This is a genomic window from Yersinia intermedia, assembly GCF_900635455.1.
GTDB classification, from domain to species: domain Bacteria; phylum Pseudomonadota; class Gammaproteobacteria; order Enterobacterales; family Enterobacteriaceae; genus Yersinia; species Yersinia intermedia.
In genome coordinates, this window is record NZ_LR134116.1 from 447766 (window position 1) to 467119 (window position 19354).

Genomic DNA, 19354 nt, shown 5'->3' on the forward strand with positions numbered 1-19354 from the left:
AAAAAGGCGAAAATATTGTGTTATTGTCGCATTATGAAGTAAAAAGTCAGTTTTATAGCCTATTTTTGTCATATAGTGTGCTCCTCAAGGGACATGAGGATTTTTCTTCACTTAATTGCGCTTCGCAAGGCTAAGGGATGCAATTTACAACCAAACTTTCTGCGTTTATGACGCTACTAGTGGTCTCGGCTATGTGCTTGGTGCTACTGGGTAGCACGGTAAGTTTCTTCTATTTATGCCAGAAAAAAATGGAGCACCGTCTCCAAAGTATCGTGACAGCTTATGATCAGTCGCTTCTGCTGCAACCGGCGGATAAAGCGCGCGAGTGGTTGCCTATCATGATGCGAACTATCGGTGTGGTGGAGCTCAGCGTCCAAGATCAAGACCGCACGCTGTATCATCTCAAATTCCCTGCAATTTATACGCCTTGGAATAGCGGAAGTAGATACCGCAACATGGTGGTACCGATGCTGCATCAACCTGGGGCATCGATGCATTTCACCTATATTGACCCCTTGAACAGCTATACCCGCTCTCTTTATGCTGCGGCCGTTTTATCGCTGGTGGTTATAGTGATTGCCATGGCGCTATTGCTGAGTTTCCGCTGGTTGCGTGATCAAACCGCAGGGCAGGAAAAACTTGAACGGCGAGCAAGGCGTATTCTTAACGGCGAACGTGAATATGCTATCAGTAGCGACGGGCATGAATGGCCGCCTTGTGCCAGTCGTGCCATTGACCGGCTATTGGCCGAGTTGATGGAAGTGAGGGAGGAGCGTAACCGTGTTGATACGCTTATTCGCACTTTTGCGGCACAAGATGCCAAAACCGGTCTCAGCAATCGCCAGTTTTTTGATAATCAACTGACTACCCAACTGGAGGAAGAGGGTGCCCATGGGATAGTCATGATGGTGCAGTTACCTGATTTTGAAAGTTTAAATGAAACTGATGATCATCAGCAGGTACAAGAACTGATGCGGTCGTTGATTAACCTGCTTTCTTCTTTTGTTGCCCGCCATCCCTCGGCGTTACTGGCGCGCTACCATCGTAGTGATATCGCGATTTTGTTGCCCCATAAAACGCTAAAAGATGCGGATGTTATGGCTGCTCAATTGGTTCATGCGGTTGGGGCGTTACCTGACCCTCATGTTATTGACCGCGAATCATTGCTGCATATGGGGATTGTGGCGTATCGCAGTGGGGAGTCAGTTGAACAGATTATGGATAATGCTGGACAAGCGACCAAAAATGCGGCGATGTATGGGGGGAATGGCTGGTATGTATTCGATACTCAAGTGTCAGAAAAAGGGCGTGGTAGTGTCAAATGGCGCACTTTACTGGAGCAGACGCTGGCTAACGGCGGGCCAAGGCTTTATCAGAAGCCGGTGATTACTGTTGACGGTAAAATTCATCACCGTGAAATAATCAGCCGTATCTATGATGGTGAGCAAGAGTTGTTAGCCGCTGAATATACACCATTAGTGCAATTGCTTGGCCTAGCGGAGCGTTACGACCGTCAAAAAATTGATCGGATAATTCCTTTATTAGCTTTATGGCCGGACGAAACTCTGGCATTTTCTATCTGCGTTGATTCATTATTGCAGCGTTCTTTTCAGCGTTGGCTGCGTGATACGCTATTACAATGCAGAAAGTCTGATAGAAAGCGAATTATCTTTGAACTTGCAGAGGCAGATGTGTGTCAACATATCGACCGAATCCGTCCGATGATGCGTTTATTGCTCGGTGTGGGCTGCAAGGTGATGGTGTCGCAGGCCGGATTAACGGTTGTTAGCACCTCTTACATCAAATCGCTACGGGTTGAAATGATTAAACTTCATCCTGGGTTAGTAAGAAGCATTAATTTACGTTATGAAAATCAGTTGTTTGTGGAAAGCCTGACGGGTGCCTGTGCGGGGACGGATACAAAAGTTTTTGCCGCAGGAGTGCTTACCCGTGAAGAATGGCAAACGCTGAAGGATAAGGGGATTTACGGTGGACAGGGCAATTTTTTTGCTCTGCCAACGCTTTTGAACCCCGGAAAGAAAAAATATTCGTATTAGGGCTATGTTTAGCCTGATCGTTGAGCAAAAATTAACGTAGAATGTGCCAGTCATTTCCGTAAATCGTTGGTGGGCGCTTACTTCCGACGAGAATCAGGTTAAATGTTAGATTTTATGTGCTGTGTTACGCCGGTCGTTACGCAGAATCTGTGTTGTGTGGAGGGTTTATTCAACCTTTTCAAGCGACATAAGTTCTGAGTGGAGCGAGATGTCAACAACGCAGCTACTTTTTCACCGAATCAGGACGTTTTTGCGCCTTGTCGCTGCTTCGTGTGGTTGGTAAAGTAGGCGGATTTTATTTTCCGCCCCCAGCTTGCAGGATTATCCTTTCGTTATGTTTAAGAAATTTCGTGGCATGTTTTCCAACGACTTGTCCATCGACTTGGGTACCGCCAATACCCTTATTTATGTTAAAGGACAAGGCATTGTACTGAATGAACCTTCAGTGGTTGCTATTCGCCAGGATCGTGCCGGTTCACCAAAGAGCGTTGCGGCTGTGGGCCATGATGCTAAACAGATGCTTGGGCGCACCCCAGGCAATATCGCTGCTATTCGCCCAATGAAAGACGGCGTTATTGCCGATTTCTTTGTCACCGAAAAAATGCTGCAACACTTTATTAAGCAGGTTCACAGCAACAGCTTTATGCGCCCAAGTCCGCGTGTATTGGTGTGCGTACCGGTCGGGGCTACTCAGGTTGAGCGCCGTGCGATCCGTGAATCCGCTCAGGGCGCTGGCGCTCGTGAAGTGTTTTTGATTGAAGAGCCTATGGCTGCTGCTATTGGTGCCGGTCTGCCGGTTTCTGAAGCAACAGGTTCAATGGTCGTGGATATTGGTGGCGGTACCACAGAAGTGGCCGTTATCTCTCTGAACGGGGTTGTTTACTCTTCTTCTGTTCGTATCGGTGGCGACCGCTTTGATGAAGCGATCATTAATTATGTGCGCCGTAACTACGGTTCATTGATTGGTGAAGCGACTGCTGAACGTATCAAACACAGCATCGGTTCTGCTTATCCGGGTGATGAAGTTCTGGAAATTGAAGTGCGTGGTCGTAACCTTGCTGAAGGTGTGCCTCGTGGCTTTACACTGAACTCCAATGAGATCCTTGAAGCGCTGCAAGAGCCGCTGACTGGTATCGTTAGCGCGGTAATGGTTGCACTGGAACAATGCCCGCCAGAATTGGCTTCTGACATCTCTGAACGCGGTATGGTGCTAACCGGTGGTGGCGCATTGCTGCGTAATCTGGATCGCCTGCTGATGGAAGAGACCGGTATCCCAGTCGTAGTGGCAGAAGACCCATTGACCTGCGTCGCTCGCGGCGGTGGCAAAGCGTTGGAAATGATCGACATGCATGGCGGCGATTTGTTCAGCGAAGAATAATAGTCAGCCAAAAAGGAGGAGAACTAAGTCAGATGAATCGCTATCCATCTTACATAAGGTAAGAAGGGTTAGTTCGTCCGATTTAGCGCCTCCTTTTGTCGTCGAGGAATACGCATAATTTATGAAGCCGATTTTTAGCCGGGGTCCATCCCTGCAACTGCGACTGTTCTTTGCCATTCTTGCCGCTATTGTTTTGGTTATCGCTGATAGCCGGTTGGGCACGTTTGTCAAAATACGTACCTATATGGACACCGCCGTTAGCCCTTTCTATTTTCTGGCCAATGGGCCACGCAAAGTTCTCGACAACGTTTCTGAAACTCTGGCTACCCGTGAACAGCTAGAGCTGGAAAACCGTGCGTTACGCCAAGAGCTGTTGCTTAAAAATACTGACCTACAGTTGCTTGGGCAATTTAAGCAGGAAAATAACCGCTTACGTGAGTTACTCGGTTCTCCTTTGCGTCAGGATGAACAAAAAATGGTCACGCAGGTGATGTCCAGCGGGACAGACCCTTATAGTGATCAGGTGGTTATCGATAAAGGTTCTAACAACGGGGTATACGAAGGCCAGCCGGTTATCAGTGACCGTGGTGTCGTAGGCCAGGTTGTCGCGGTGAGTAAACTAACCAGCCGCGTATTATTAATTTGTGATGCCTCCCATGCGCTACCGATTCAGGTGCTACGTAATGATATTCGCGTAATTGCCGCAGGGAGCGGTTGTACCGATGATTTATTACTGGAGCACTTACCCAGCAATACAGATATTCGTGTTGGTGATGTATTAGTGACATCCGGGCTGGGTGGGCGTTTCCCCGAGGGTTATCCGGTCGCAGTGGTCTCTTCTGTCAAAGTTGATAACCAGCGGGCTTATACTGTGATTCAGGCTCGCCCAACCGCTGATTTACAGCGCCTGCGCTACTTGTTGCTATTGTGGGGGGCTGACCGTAATGGTGAGATGCCATTGCCGCCAACTGAAGTTCGCCGCGTAGCCAATGAACGACTGGCTCCGATGATGTCACAAGTGCTGCCTGCCGCAGATGCGATGGGGCCACCGGCACCACCGGCCGCTACGCCTACCACACCAACAGCAGTGACTGCGCCGGGAGTATCGCCATGAACCGTTACAGCAGCAATGGTCGTTGGGTTATCTGGTTATCCTTCCTGATTGCCATGGTGCTGCAAATTATGCCGTGGCCGGAACAGATTTATATGTTCCGGCCGTCATGGTTAGCATTGGTTTTAATCTACTGGGTGATGGCATTACCCCATCGAGTGAATGTTGGCACCGGCTTTGTCCTTGGGCTGATTATGGATCTTATTTTGGGTTCAACACTTGGGGTAAGGGCGCTGGCACTCAGTATTATCGCTTATCTGGTCGCTTTTAAGTTTCAACTATTCCGCAATATGGCACTGTGGCAGCAGGCGCTCATCGTGATGCTGCTTTCACTCACCATGGATGTCGTGGTGTTTTGGTCTGAGTTTTTAGTGATTAATGTCTCATTCCGCCCAGAAGTATTCTGGAGTAGTGTAATTAACGGTATTTTGTGGCCTTGGCTATTCTTGTTAATGCGTAAAATTCGCCGCCAATTTGCGGTGCAATAAGGACTTTAGACTCATGACCGCCCTGTATCTTGCCTCTGGCTCTCCGCGTCGCCGTGAATTACTGGCCCTGCTTAATGTCCCTTTTGAGGTACTGAAAACTGAGGTTGAAGAGCAACGCCATCCAGAGGAGAGTGCGCAAGAGTATGTCCGGCGCTTAGCGTTGGAGAAAGCTCAGGCAGGGGTAAAGGTCGCACCACAGGATCTGCCGGTATTAGGGGCCGATACCATTGTGGTGTTAAATGGGCAAGTTTTAGAAAAACCACGGGATAAAGCCGATGCGCAGCGAATATTGAGTGCGCTGTCCGGTCAGCAACATCAGGTGATCACTGCGGTGTCTCTGGCTGATCGGCAAGATGTGTTATCTGCCATGGTGGTGACAGATGTGACATTTCGTGTGTTATCCCAGTTGGAAATCAGTGACTATATTGCTACCGGTGAACCCATGGACAAAGCGGGCGCTTACGGTATTCAGGGGAAAGGTGGTTGTTTCGTCAGAACCATTACCGGCAGTTACCACGCCGTAGTGGGGCTGCCGTTGGTAGAAACCCATGAATTACTAAGTAATTTCATTGCGCTACGTAATGTGAGAGGAATACATGACAGCTGAATTACTGGTCAATATCACACCGTCTGAAACGCGAGTTGCCTACATTGATGGTGGCATCTTGCAAGAAATACACATTGAACGAGAAGCGAAAAGAGGGATCGTCGGTAATATCTACAAAGGTCGTGTCAGCCGGGTTTTACCGGGCATGCAAGCGGCGTTTGTCGATATTGGTCTGGATAAGGCCGCCTTCCTCCATGCCTCCGATATCATGCCCCACACCGAATGCGTGGCTGGGGATGAACAGAAAAATTTCAATGTGCGCGATATCGCTGAACTGGTGCGCCAAGGGCAGGATTTAATGGTGCAGGTGGTGAAAGACCCTCTTGGCACCAAAGGTGCACGTTTGACCACGGATATCACGTTACCTTCCCGCTATTTGGTACTTATGCCGGGAGCTGCCCATGTTGGGGTGTCGCAGCGAATTGAAAGCGAAGCAGAACGCGAACGCCTGAAAAAAACTGTGGCGGCCTACTGTGATGAACAGGGCGGTTTTATTATCCGTACTGCCGCCGAAGGAATTGGTGAAGAAGAGCTATCGGCAGATGCTGCCTTCCTCAAACGGCTGTGGACTAAAGTCCAGGAGCGGAAGAAGCGCAATATCACCAAATATAAGTTGTATGGCGAGATGGCACTGGCGCAACGCGTACTGCGTGATTTTGCCGGTGCGGCACTGGATAAAATCCGAGTCGACTCCAAGCTGACTTATGACCTGCTGGTGGAATTTACCAGTGAATACATTCCTGAGATGACCGCAAAGCTGGAGCTGTATGCAGGCAAACAGCCGATTTTCGATCTCTACGATGTCGAAAATGAAATTCAGCGCTCATTGGAACGTAAAGTTGAGCTAAAATCAGGTGGTTACTTGATTATTGATCAAACAGAAGCCATGACTACCGTGGATATCAACACCGGTGCTTTTGTGGGTCATCGTAATCTCGACGAGACGATTTTCAATACCAATATTGAAGCCACTCAGGCCATCGCCCGCCAGCTACGCATGCGTAACTTGGGGGGGATTATCATTATTGATTTCATTGATATGAGTAATGAAGAGCATCGTCGGCGTGTATTGCATTCATTAGAACAGGCATTGAGTAAAGATCGGGTAAAAACCAGTATTAATGGTTTCTCTCAGCTAGGCTTAGTCGAAATGACGCGTAAGCGCACACGAGAGAGCATCGAGCATGTTTTATGCAACGAATGCCCAACCTGCCGTGGCCGTGGCACCGTTAAATCGGTGGAAACCGTGTGCTATGAGATATTGCGTGAAATTGTCCGAGTGCACCACGCTTACGATTCTGATCGCTTCCTGGTTTATGCGTCTCCAGCGGTAGGAGAAGCACTGAAAGGTGAAGAGTCACATGCTCTGGCTGAAGTGGAGATCTTCGTCGGTAAGCAGGTCAAAGTGCAGATTGAACCACTGTATAACCAAGAACAGTTTGATGTGGTGATGATGTAAGATTTTCCGCTGCCATTCGTGCAGCGGATGGCAAGGAGAGATGTGTGAGGCGACTGCCCAGGATAATATTTGCGACAGGCGCCACAATGATTGTTGTGGTGGCACTGTTGGTCAGTGGGCTACGCATGATGCTGCCTCTCATCAACGACTATCGTCTGCAAATCGTGGCCAAGGTTCAGTCCATCAGCGGTATTCCACTGGAAGTGGGGTTCATGCAGGGATCGTGGGAACCGTTTGGCCCAACGTTGGAATTGCGCGATATTCACGCTAAATTGCCGAAAGCCGACTGGCAGGTGCAGCGGGTGACCCTTGCGCTTGATGTGTGGCAGTCACTGTTGCACTGGCGCTGGCAGTTCCGTGATATGACCTTCTATCAATTGCAGTTAGATTTGCACACTACGTTGGATATGCAGCAAAACAGCAGCCGCAATCTTGAAACGGGTAATCTTAGTGATATCTTCCTGCGCCAATTAGATCACTTTGATCTGCGTAATAGCCGTGTCTCATTTCTCACGCCTTCTGGTCCCCGCGCGGAATTAGAGATCCCGCAACTCACCTGGCTTAACTCCCTGAACCGGCATCGCGCCGAAGGGCAAATCAGCTTGTCGACCATTAATGGTCAGCACGGTGCGGTGCAGGTGCGGATGGACCTACACGATAATCAAGGCATCCTCAATAACGGCACGGTCTATATGCAGGCCGACAATATCGACCTGAAACCGTGGATCAGTCGCTGGCTGCGTACCAATACTGGGCTGGATAATGCAGAATTTAGCCTGGCGGCCTGGCTGAGTATCAAAAGTGGCGCGATTTACAGTGGTAATGTGCTACTCAGTGAGGGGCAGGCCAATTGGACTGTCGCGGGCAAATCACATCAGTTGGCAGTAGATAATTTTGTGTTGGAAGGCCGCCGTCAGGGTAATGGCTGGCAGATTGATGCCCCGCAGCTAAGTCTGAAAACCGATGGTCAGGCATGGCCTAAAGGGCATTTATCGGCACTGTGGTTACCGGAAAATACGCAGTTTATTGGCCCAGACCAATCTCAGGAATTACGCATTCGCGCCACTAATATTCAGTTGGAGCGGGTGGGGCCACTGTTACCGACCTTGTCACTTTTTACCCCAGAGCTAATGAACCGTTGGGCGGATTTACGGCCACAAGGGAATATCGATGCATTGGCATTGGACATTCCTATCAGCCAACCAGAAAAAACCCGTTTTCAGGCCAAATGGCACAATATCAGTTGGCAACACTGGGATTTGTTGCCGGGGGTTAATAATTTTGCCGGTGCGCTGAGTGGTTCCGCAGCGCTTGGGCGGTTGGATATCAATCTCAAAGACAGCACATTACCCTATGGTGATATGTTCCGCGCGCCGCTGGAGGTTAGTCAGGCCAGTGGTGCAGTCAACTGGCAGATTGATGATAAAGGCTGGGAACTGTGGAGTGACCAGTTAGATGTCAGAGCTAAATCGCTGTGGGGCAACGGCAGCTTCCGCTATCAGCAACCCGATAAAGGGCAACCGTGGCTGAAAATTCTGACCGGTATTCGCTTGTATGATGCGACCAATGCATGGCGCTATTTCCCTGAACCGCTGATGGGCAAGAAGCTGGTGGACTATCTGACCGAGGCGTTACAGGGTGGGCAGGTAGACAACGCAACACTTATCTATAATGGCAATCCTCATGATTTCCCTTATAAAAAGAAAGAAGGCCAGTTCCAGGTTTATGTGCCACTGCGTAACGCCACCTTCCAATTCCAACCAGATTGGCCTGCGTTAGAGAATTTAGCCATTGATCTTGATTTCCTCAACGAAGGTTTGTGGATGGATGCCCCTCACGCGATGTTGGGAAAGGTCACCGGCAGTAATATCAGCGCTATTATCCCCGACTATCTGAAAGAAAAGCTGTATGTCGACGCCGAAGTGGTTGGCGAAGGGCGCGATGTCCATGACTACTTTACGGAGACACCGCTGAATGATTCCGTGGCGCAAACGCTGGAAGAGCTGCAAGTCGGTGGTAAAGTTAGTGGGCGCTTACATCTGGATATCCCCTTGGAAGAGGGCCTTATTACCCATGCCAGCGGTGAAGTGACGCTCAACAACAACAGCCTGTTGGTGAAGCCATTGCAAAGCCAACTGGAAAACATCAGTGGCAAGTTCCGCTTTAACGATGGCAATCTCGCTAGCGATACCTTATCCGCGAACTGGTTTGGGCAGCCATTGGCGGTTGATTTCACTACACAAGAGCAACCAAAAAACTTTTTGGTGAATGTTGGGTTGGGTGGTGACTGGTTACCGGCCAAATTACCCGGTGTTCCCGCTGATGTAGCAAAATTGCTCAGTGGTAGCGCCAATTGGCAGGGTAAAGTCGCGGTGCAACTACCGAAAAATGGCAAGCCAGACTATAAAGTTGATGTGACGGCTGACTTGAAAAAAGTGAGCAGTCACTTACCTGCTCCGCTAGATAAAACAAGCGGTCAGGCATTACCCATGCATGTACAGGTGGTGGGTGGGCTGGAGGCGTTTACCCTCTCAGGCAGTGCTGGCAGCAACAATACGTTCAACAGCCAGTGGTTGTTGCAAAAAGAACAAGTAGAGCTGGCGCGGGCTATCTGGCAATCCGACAGTAAAAAAGTCCCGCCACTGCCGGAGGATAAAGGTTTGGTCCTCAAACTGCCGGCACTGGATGGCGAGAGTTGGTTGGCGTTGCTGGCACCGGAGTTTACCCGTGTCAGTGCACCTTTTAGCTCATCAGCGCCACCAAAAATAAAAGGCAGTGCATCCAATGTCACGCTTCCTCCCCGGCTGACCTTACAGACGCCACAGCTTTTGGTCGGTGGGCAGGCCTGGCACCAACTGACACTGCTGATTGAACCATTATTAACCGGTACTCAGGTCACGGCAAAAGGTCAGGAAGTGGATGGTAGCCTGCTGATGGCCGAACATGGGCCATGGCGTGCCGATATTAATTATCTTTATTACAACCCGCAATGGACCACGCACGAAGCACAAGATCCTCTGGCGCAAGCTGCGTTGCAGGAGCCACAAGCTCCCAGTAAGATTTCGTTCCGTGATTGGCCTGCGCTGCAATTACGCTGCAAATCCTGTTGGATTTTGGGGCAGAATGTCGGGCGTATTAACGCTGATCTGACACCGCAAGGCTCGGTGCTGGTGTTAACTAACGGCTTGATTGAGGCTGGCAATGGGCGGGCTAAAGTTTCCGGCGAATGGCAGCAAGACCGCAATGGTGATAAAACCGCGCTTAACATCGCGCTGAGCGGGCCGAAGATCGATGAAACCATTTCATTCTTCGGCCTGACAACACCGATAAAAGATGCCTCTTTTGATATCAATGCCGATGTTAACTGGCGCGGTGTTCCGTGGCAGCCACAGATTAATACCCTGAATGGGACATTAAAGAGTAGATTGGGCAGAGGCCAACTGAGTGATCTCGGTGGCGGGCGCGCCGGTCAGCTACTGCGATTGGTCAGCTTTGACGCACTATTACGTAAGCTCCAGCTTGATTTTAGTGATACGTTTAGTCGTGACTTTGCGTTTGATTCAATTCGGGGCACGGCCAATATTAAAGATGGTGTAATGCATACCAATGATTTAGTGGTGGATGGCTTGGCGGCCGATATTGCCATGAGTGGTAATGTTGACTTGGCTAAACGCCAGATAGCCATGGAAGCGGTTATTACACCGGATATTTCGGCCACCGTCGGTGTTGCGACTGCTTTTGCGATCAACCCGGTGATCGGGGCTGCGGTGTTTGCTGCCTCGAAGATTTTAGGACCATTATGGAGCAAGGTTTCGCTGATTCGTTACCAGATTACCGGTAGTTTGGATCAACCAACCATCCATGAAGTATTACGCCAGCTAAAGGAGAGTAAGGCGCCATGAAAAATGCCAATGTTGCATTATTGCAGTTATGCAGCGGTGAAAATACCCGTGACAATCTGGCTCAAATTGAGCAGCAGATCAAACAGTTAAACTCTGGTATTAAACTGGTTATGACGCCGGAAAATGCATTGTTATTTGCCAATGCCGCCTCTTATCGTCACCATGCCGAGCAACATAATGACGGGCCGTTGCAACAGCAAATTCGTGAGATGGCACGCCATTACGGGGTGTGGATTCAAGTGGGCTCGATGCCGATGATAAGCCGCGAATCACCGGATCTTATCACCACCAGTAGCTTGCTGTTTGATGATCAGGGCGAACTGAAAGCCCGTTACGACAAAATTCACATGTTTGACGTGGATATTAACGATACTCATGGCCGTTATCGTGAGTCTGATACCTATCAGCCGGGTGAACAACTAACGGTGGTTGATACGCCGGTAGGTCGCTTAGGCATGACGGTTTGTTATGATTTACGTTTCCCTGGCTTATTCCAGGCTTTGCGGGCGCAGGGGGCTGAGATTATTTCAGTGCCATCGGCCTTTACCAAAATGACCGGTGAAGCTCACTGGGAGATTTTATTGCGCGCACGGGCGATTGAAAACCAGTGCGTGATACTGGCTGCGGCACAGGTAGGGCGTCATGGCGCCACTCGCCGCACCTGGGGCCACACTATGGCGGTTGATGCCTGGGGTAAAATATTGGGGCAGAACCCAGATGCGGTTGCTGCCTTAAAAGTAAAAATTGAAACCACAGGTTTGAACATTATCCGTAATCAGATGCCGGTATTGCAGCACAATCGCTTCCTGCCGTCTCCGTTGCCGTCATCGCATAAACCATCATCTAATTAAAGAGTGAAAACTATGAGCCTCTCGTTTGTCAGTGAGCAGTTACTCGCTGCTAACAAGCTGAACCATCAGGACTTGTTCTCAGTATTGGGGCAGTTGGCTGAGCGCCGCCTCGATTACGCTGACCTGTATTTCCAGTCCAGCTATCACGAGGCCTGGGTGTTGGAAGACAGCATCATCAAAGATGGCTCTTACAATATTGATCAGGGTGTAGGCGTGCGAGCGGTCAGCGGTGAAAAGACCGGTTTTGCTTATGCCGACCAAATCACCCTGAATGCTTTGCAGCAAAGTGCTCATGCGGCACGCAGTATTGTGCGTGATAACGGTAACGGTAAAGTGCATACCTTGGGTGAAGTCGCCTATCAGGCGCTTTATCCACTGCTAGACCCGTTACAAAGCTTGTCTCGCGAAGATAAAATTGCGCTGCTCCATCGGGTAGATAAAGTGGCCCGTGCCGCCGATAAACGGGTGCAGGAAGTCAGTGCCAGCTTGACCGGTGTCTATGAGCAGGTTCTGGTGGCAGCCACTGATGGCACGCTGGCGGCAGATGTGCGCCCACTGGTGCGGCTGTCGGTCAGCGTATTGGTGGAAGACAACGGCAAACGCGAACGCGGTGCCAGCGGTGGTGGTGGCCGTTTTGGCTATGACTACTTCCTCGAAACTGTGGATGGCGAAGTGCGAGCTGATAACTTTGCCAATGAAGCGGTCAGAATGGCACTGGTAAATCTGTCGGCTGTTGCCGCCCCTGCTGGCGCTATGCCGGTAGTCCTAGGTGCAGGTTGGCCGGGTGTATTGTTGCACGAAGCGGTCGGTCATGGTTTGGAAGGTGATTTCAACCGCCGTGGCAGTTCAGTCTTCAGCGGCCAAATGGGTAAATTGGTCGCGTCAGAACTGTGTACCGTGGTGGACGATGGCACTATGCAAGGCCGCCGTGGCTCGCTGGCTATCGACGATGAAGGGGTGCCGGGCCAGTACAACGTGCTGATTGAAAACGGTATTCTGAAAGGCTACATGCAGGATAAGTTGAACGCGCGCCTGATGGGCGTTGCACCGACCGGTAATGGCCGCCGTGAATCCTACGCGCACTTGCCAATGCCACGCATGACCAACACCTATATGCTGGCCGGTAAATCGACACCGGAAGAGATCATCGCCAGTGTGGAATATGGCCTGTACGCGCCTAACTTTGGCGGCGGTCAGGTGGATATTACATCCGGTAAGTTTGTGTTCTCAACCTCCGAAGCGTACTTAATCGAGAAAGGTAAAATCACCCGTGCGGTGAAAGGTGCCACCCTGATTGGTTCAGGTATTGAAGCCATGCAGCAGATTTCGATGGTCGGCAACGATCTGGCGCTGGATAAAGGCGTCGGTGTCTGCGGTAAAGAGGGGCAAAGCCTGCCAGTTGGCGTCGGCCAACCTACTCTGAAGTTAGATAATCTGACGGTAGGTGGTACGGCGTAGGGGTTGTTAGTAGGATGCCCCGTTTAGTTCCCAACGGGGCATCCTATAGCTATGGTATATTCAACGATATCCCTGATATACCTCGGCCACCCGTTTAAAGTACTCAGTCAAATAGTCGATACAGACCTGAACTTTAAGCGGCATTTTATCTTTCTCGGTATAGAGTGCATATACTGGTCGCGGATCAGAATGGTATTTTTTAAACAGTATTTCTACCTCCCCGCGTTTAATTTCCTCTATTACCCACATTAACGGGGCGTAAGCGATACCCGCACCCGCGTTAAGCCAACGGATCATGGTTTGTGAGTCATTGGTGACAAAACGGCCCTGTGGCGATATTTGCGTGGTAATGCCTTCTGGTGCGATTAGCTCAAAGTTACTGTCTGGTCGCACGCTATATTCCAGCCAGGAGAAATTGGTCATATCACTGGGTTTTTCTGGCGTGCCATGTTGTGCTAAATAACTTTTTGCGGCGCAGACCACCATCGGCATAGAACCAAGGCGGCGTGAAAATAGCCCCGAATCCTGTAATGCACCAACGCGAATCACCACATCTAAACCATCGGCAATTAAATCCGGTGCCGGAATACCTGTGACCAGATTAACGGATAGGCCGGGATACTCTTTCAACATTTCTGCTGTCATCGTTGCCAGTACATTTTGTGCCATTGTTGATGAGCAGCCGATGCGTAAGGTTCCGGTCGGCGTGTTGTTAAAGGCATACAGTTGTTCATGGACCTCTTGTACTTCCTGCAACATGCGCCGACAACCCTGATAGTAAATTCGGCCTGCTTCAGTTAAACCAATACGGCGAGTACTGCGGTTTAGCAACTTAACATTTAGCTCGGTTTCCAGTTTTGACACTGTTTGGCTAATCGACGACACACTCATTTCTAACTGCCGTGCAGCGCCAGTGAAAGACCCACACTCAACCACCTTGGCAAATACTGACATCCGTTTTAGTCTTTCCATGATTCACCCTGGGTTGATTGTTTACGCAGTTTTGATTGCTAACACTTGATTGTTAACTGTAGCTTAAAAGTGATTTAGATCACACATCGTAGATAAGGTGATAATAAGCAGGCTAATATACTGCTGTCGGGAGAATCGTTTTAGGTTTGAAAGCCACGCAGTTGAAGTGTTATCTCGCCTCGCTAAAGTTACAGTCATGTTTCTTAGTTAAGTTTAACCTATAAGTTAGTCTTATGGCTGGTTCACCGGCACCCTATAATAGAAAGGATCTACAGAATGACGTTGCTCCCGGTGATGGTGATATTTGGCCTCTCTTTTCCGCCAATATTTTTTGAGTTGCTCGTTTCGCTGGCGCTGTTTTTTGTTTTGCGCCGTGTGCTGCAACCTACCGGTATTTATGAGTTTGTCTGGCATCCGGCACTCTTTAATACCGCGCTGTATTGTTGCCTTTTCTATTTAATATCCCGTCTTTTTTCCTGAGGTCGCCGTGAGTACTTTTTCATTAAAAATAATCCGTATCGGCATCACCTTATTGGTGGTTTTACTGGCGGTTATCGCTATTTTCAAAGTTTGGGCTTTTTATACTGAATCACCCTGGACCCGTGATGCCAAATTTACTGCCGATGTGGTGGCTATCGCACCGGACGTCAGTGGTTTGATCACCGACGTGCCGGTAAAAGACAATCAACTGGTGCAGAAAGGGCAAATTCTGTTTGTTATTGACCAACCACGCTACCAGCAGGCGTTGGCTGAAGCCGAGGCCGATGTGGCCTATTACCAAACACTGGCGGCGGAGAAACAACGTGAGTCCGGCCGGCGGCAACGTTTGGGGATTCAGGCGATGTCACAAGAAGAAATTGACCAGTCCAACAATGGATTACAAACCGCCAGGCATCAGTTGGCAAAAGCTATCGCAGTACGGGATTTAGCCACACTTGATCTGGAACGCACCACCGTGCGTGCGCCTGCACAAGGCTGGGTGACGAATCTGAATGTTCATGTCGGGGAGTTTATTAACCGTGGTGCTACCGCTGTTGCACTGGTGAAAAAAGATACTTTCTATATTTTGGCCTATTTGGAAGAGACCAAACTGGAAGGCGTTAAAGCGGGGTATCGGGCGGAAATTACCCCACTGGGCAGCAACCGTATTTTGCACGGTACTGTCGACAGTGTCTCCGCCGGTGTCACCAACAGCAGCAGCAGTGTCGATAGCAAAGGGTTGGCGACGATTGACAATAATCTGGAATGGGTACGGCTGGCGCAACGAGTACCGGTGAAGATCCGTTTGGACAGTGAAGATCAACAGCATCCCTACCCCGCAGGGACGACGGCGACTGTGGTGATAACTGGGGCGACTGATCGCAACCCTAATCAGGCTTCACCGATTGTTAAGTTGATGCATCGCCTGCGCGAGTTTGGCTAAGATGACCAGCCCGACCTTTATTCGCCTGCGCTTTGCGTTCAAACTCAGCTTTGCCATTGTGGCCGCGCTGTTTCTGGGCTTTCATCTGCAATTAGAAACACCACGCTGGTCGGTGCTGACGGCCGCTATTGTTGCTGCTGGCCCGGCATTTGCTGCGGGCGGTGAGCCATTCTCTGGTGCGATTCGTCACCGAGGTTGGCTACGTATTATCGGGACATTCATCGGTTGTATCGGTGGTTTGGTTATCATCGTTCTGACTATCAGAGCACCGGTATTAACCCTGATGCTTTGCTGTTTGTGGGCTGGCGTTTGTACTTGGATCTCCTCACTGGTTCGGGTTGAGAACTCTTACGCATTTGGGCTGGCGGGTTACACCGCGCTGATTATCATTGTCACCACCGGTGAAACACCCTTACTGACACCACAGTTTGCGGTTGAGCGCTGTAGCGAGATTGTGCTGGGGATCGTCTGCGCGGTGATGGCGGATCTGCTGTTTTCACCACGGTCGATCAAGCAGGATATTGATCGTCTGGTCGATAAAGTGTTGGTAGATCAATATAAATTATTGCAGTTATGTATTCGTCCGGCAGAAAAAAACGATATCGATCGCGCCTGGAATGATCTGGTTAAAAATACCACGGCACTGAATGGGATGCGCAGCTACCTGATGATGGAATCTTCCCGCTGGCAGCGCTGCAACCGCCGCTTACGGGTGCTGCACACGGCATCATTAGCACTGATCACTCAAGCCTGCGAAACCTATCTGATATTGATCAATCACCCTGACTTACTCAGTGCTGAGCTGAAAGCGATGCTGAGTGAACCGGCAGAGACGCCGGCTGAAATTCATCAGCAGATGAAAAAAATGCGTCAATATATTGGCGGTAGCCACAGTGAGGCGATCCCTGCAACTATCAGCAGTTGGGTGGGGGCGGCGACGCGCTATTTATTGCTATCAAAAGGGATTCATACCAACAGCAGTATCAGCCGGGTGGAAGAGGGTATTCTGGACGGTGACGAGCCAATCAAACATGTTTCAGCTGAAGGTCATCATGCGATGATCAATGGCTTGCGTACCGGTATTGCTACGGCGATCGGCGGCCTATTCTGGCTGTGGACTGGCTGGACCTCCGGGGCGGGTTGTATGGTCATGATTGCGGTGGTGACCTCACTGGCAATGCGTACCCCCAATCCACGGATGGTGGCGATCGACTTCCTGCTGGGGGTGATTATGGCGCTGCCCATTGGGGCGCTCTATTTCATGTTTATTATCCCTGCGACCCAGCAAAGTATGCTGTTGCTGTGCATCAGTCTGGGGTTACTGGCATTTATTATTGGTATTGAAGTGCAAAAGCGCCGTCTTGGCTCGCTGGGAACATTGGCCAGTACCATCAATATTATGGTGCTGAGCAACCCGATGCAGTTTAATGTCAGTATGTTCCTCGACAGTGCGTTGGGGCAGATTGTCGGCTGTTTTGTTTCCCTGATTGTGCTGATGTTGATCCGCGATAATGCCAAGGACAGAACCGGCAGAACCTTGCTAAACCGCTTTGTTTACAGTGCGGTATCGGCTCTGACGACCAATAAAGCCCGCCGCAGCGAAAATCATCTACCGGCGTTGTATCAACAACTGAATCAATTATTGATGATGTTCCCCGGTGATATTGATAAGTATCGGCTGGCATTGACGCTGATCATCGCCCATCAGCGGCTCAATAACACCGAGATCCCAGTTAACGCCGAGTTGAGTGCCTTTCACAAACAGATCCGCTATACCGCCGATCGAGTTATTAATGCCAAAAATGACCAGAAGCGGCGCTATTACTTTGCTCGCTTACTACAAGAGTTGGATCAATATCAGCAGAAATTAGTTGATTTTCAATCACCTGACTCCGCGACCCGTCCAGTCAAACGGCTAGCGGATGTGTTGCATCGTTATCAGAGCGCGCTTACTCTTCGTCCTTGAAACCACAGGGTTGTTAGCGGCGCTCACTGGCTGCCTACCTGCAACTCCAAGTTCTTTGGGTATATACTTCATAGTGAAGCAACCTTCCTCGCCCTCCATTGATGGGGGGCATCCTTCCCTCAGGAGGTCGACAAGATGTCAGCACAAAACCCATTACATGATCCATTACGCAACCCCTTACAAAAGCAACGACACAGCGACGGTGTGTACCACATCGGCTATTTTGTTGGTGGTAAATGGCATCAGGCGCAGGACACTTTCGACGTACATAACCCTGCTACCGGCGAGTTAGTGGCGAAAGTGGCTAAATCCGGCACCCAAGAAACTGAAGCAGCGATTAAGGCCGCCAGCGCCGCGTTTCCCGCCTGGCGAAAAACACCCGCCAAGCAGCGGGCGGAAATTCTTCAGCGTTGGTATTTGTTGATTATGGAACATCAGCAATCATTGGCTGAGATAATGGTTTCTGAGCAAGGTAAACCATTGAAAGAAGCCTTAGGCGAGGTCGCCTATGCCGCCAGCTTTATTCAATGGTTTAGTGAGCAGGCCAAACGTGCCAACGGTGAAATTATTCCGCCAGCCAAAGAGGGGGCGCGCATTCTGGCCACTCGTGAACCGGTTGGTGTGGTGGCGGCCATCACGCCGTGGAATTTCCCGCTGGCAATGTTAACCCGCAAACTGGGGCCAGCATTGGCTGCCGGTTGTACCGGATTGATTAAACCGGCCAATAACACACCGTTATCCGCTTTTGCTTTACTGGCATTGGCAGAGCAAGCCGGTGTGCCTGCTGGCGTGCTCAATGGTGTTGCGGGCGATACGCATGCCATTAGTGATGCCATCATGGCCAGCCCGGAAGTGCGTAAAATCTCCTTTACCGGCTCAACCGAAGTTGGCAAAACCTTAATGCGCAATGCCGCAGCCACCATGAAGAAAATTTCCATGGAACTGGGCGGTAATGCGCCGTATATCGTGTTTGATGATGCTGATTTGGATGCCGCAGTTGCGGGTGCGATGGCATGTAAATTCCGCAATGCCGGGCAGGTGTGCGTGTGCGTCAATCGCTTCTATATTCAGGATGGCGTGTATGACGAGTTTGTCAGCCGTTTAGCCACTGAAGTTAAAAAACTAAACGTCGGTAATGGCATGGATAAAGACGTCAATATGGGGCCATTGATTAATCTCGCCGGGCTGGAGAAAGTAGAAGATCACGTCAAAGATGCGCTGGAGAAGGGCGGCCGCCTGTTGGCGGGGGGCAGCCGTCATCAACTGGGGGGCAATTTCTTCCAGCCCACGGTTATTGCCGATGCTAATGAGCAGATGAAAGTCGCCTCTGAAGAGACATTTGGCCCACTGGCTGCCTGCTTCCGCTTCAAAACCGAAGAGGAAGTTATCAAGCGGGCTAATGACACGCCGTTCGGGCTGGCAGCTTACTTCTATACTCAGAATCTGCAACGCGTATTCCGGGTTTCAGATGCGCTGGAAAGCGGTATGATTGGTGTCAATGAAAGCTCAGTTTCTACTGAGTTGGCACCTTTCGGTGGAGTTAAAGAGTCTGGCCTTGGCCGTGAAGGGTCAGTGCTGGGGTTAGATGAGTTTATGGAAGTGAAAACTTTGCATTTGGGCAATTTATAAATTGGATTGGTGAATAAAACGTGGGCGTGGGTTATCGCAATGAGTAGCACAAC

General features: G+C 50.1%; 14 protein-coding genes. 13 read left to right on the forward strand and 1 reads right to left on the reverse strand.

The genetic code is table 11. From position 1 onward, the window contains the following. The first annotated feature begins 137 nt into the window (after window positions 1–137). The 9 genes from csrD (at window position 138) to tldD (ending at window position 13311) form a co-directional block, all read left to right on the forward strand. Window positions 138–2057, forward strand: coding sequence for an RNase E specificity factor CsrD (gene csrD / locus EL015_RS02035; protein WP_032906982.1), 1920 nt, complete (start codon window positions 138–140; stop codon window positions 2055–2057). Window positions 2058–2391: 334 nt separating this feature from the next. Then, on the forward strand, window positions 2392–3435 hold the full coding sequence (mreB, locus tag EL015_RS02040; RefSeq protein WP_002228205.1) for a rod shape-determining protein MreB: 1044 nt from the start codon (window positions 2392–2394) through the stop codon (window positions 3433–3435). Between the two features lie 121 nt (window positions 3436–3556). After that, window positions 3557–4549, forward strand: a complete 993-nt coding sequence (gene mreC / locus EL015_RS02045; protein ID WP_005188564.1) for a rod shape-determining protein MreC — start codon at window positions 3557–3559, stop codon at window positions 4547–4549. Continuing rightward, window positions 4546–5034 carry a rod shape-determining protein MreD gene (gene mreD / locus EL015_RS02050; RefSeq protein ID WP_032906981.1) on the forward strand — a complete coding sequence of 163 codons (489 nt, stop codon included), beginning with the start codon at window positions 4546–4548 and terminating at the stop codon, window positions 5032–5034. The genes mreC and mreD overlap by 4 nt, the downstream gene beginning before the upstream one ends. A 13-nt stretch (window positions 5035–5047) precedes the next feature. After that, on the forward strand, window positions 5048–5641 hold the full coding sequence (locus EL015_RS02055; RefSeq protein ID WP_005188561.1) for a Maf family protein: 594 nt from the start codon (window positions 5048–5050) through the stop codon (window positions 5639–5641). Then, window positions 5631–7100 carry a ribonuclease G gene (rng, locus tag EL015_RS02060; RefSeq protein ID WP_032906980.1) on the forward strand — a complete coding sequence of 490 codons (1470 nt, stop codon included), beginning with the start codon at window positions 5631–5633 and terminating at the stop codon, window positions 7098–7100. The genes EL015_RS02055 and rng overlap by 11 nt, the downstream gene beginning before the upstream one ends. Window positions 7101–7144: 44 nt before the next feature. Further along, on the forward strand, window positions 7145–11002 hold the full coding sequence (gene yhdP, locus EL015_RS02065) for an AsmA2 domain-containing protein YhdP (protein WP_032906979.1): 3858 nt from the start codon (window positions 7145–7147) through the stop codon (window positions 11000–11002). Further along, window positions 10999–11853: a deaminated glutathione amidase gene (gene nit1 / locus EL015_RS02070; RefSeq protein ID WP_032906978.1), complete on the forward strand. Its 855-nt coding sequence runs from the start codon at window positions 10999–11001 to the stop codon at window positions 11851–11853. Before yhdP ends, nit1 begins: the two co-directional genes overlap by 4 nt. 12 nt (window positions 11854–11865) lie before the next feature. Beyond that, complete coding sequence (gene tldD / locus EL015_RS02075; RefSeq protein ID WP_005188553.1) at window positions 11866–13311, forward strand: metalloprotease TldD; 1446 nt, start codon at window positions 11866–11868, stop codon at window positions 13309–13311. Between the two features lie 60 nt (window positions 13312–13371). On the opposite strand, the gene aaeR is transcribed toward tldD, so the two are convergent. Further along, on the reverse strand, window positions 13372–14283 hold the full coding sequence (gene aaeR / locus EL015_RS02080) for an HTH-type transcriptional activator AaeR (protein ID WP_005188550.1): 912 nt from the start codon (window positions 14281–14283) through the stop codon (window positions 13372–13374). A 276-nt stretch (window positions 14284–14559) separates the two neighbouring features. Between aaeR and aaeX the strand changes: the two genes are divergently transcribed. The 4 genes from aaeX (at window position 14560) to EL015_RS02100 (ending at window position 19301) form a co-directional block, all read left to right on the forward strand. After that, complete coding sequence (gene aaeX / locus EL015_RS02085) at window positions 14560–14763, forward strand: p-hydroxybenzoic acid efflux pump operon protein AaeX (protein ID WP_005188547.1); 204 nt, start codon at window positions 14560–14562, stop codon at window positions 14761–14763. Between the two features lie 7 nt (window positions 14764–14770). Next, window positions 14771–15706, forward strand: a complete 936-nt coding sequence (gene aaeA / locus EL015_RS02090; protein WP_005188545.1) for a p-hydroxybenzoic acid efflux pump subunit AaeA — start codon at window positions 14771–14773, stop codon at window positions 15704–15706. 1 nt (window position 15707) lies between these two features. Further along, entirely contained in the window at window positions 15708–17672 is a 1965-nt protein-coding gene (gene aaeB / locus EL015_RS02095; protein ID WP_005188542.1) for a p-hydroxybenzoic acid efflux pump subunit AaeB, read from the forward strand. 135 nt (window positions 17673–17807) lie between these two features. Then, window positions 17808–19301, forward strand: a complete 1494-nt coding sequence (locus EL015_RS02100) for an NAD-dependent succinate-semialdehyde dehydrogenase (RefSeq protein WP_005188540.1) — start codon at window positions 17808–17810, stop codon at window positions 19299–19301. Window positions 19302–19354 lie beyond the last annotated feature (53 nt).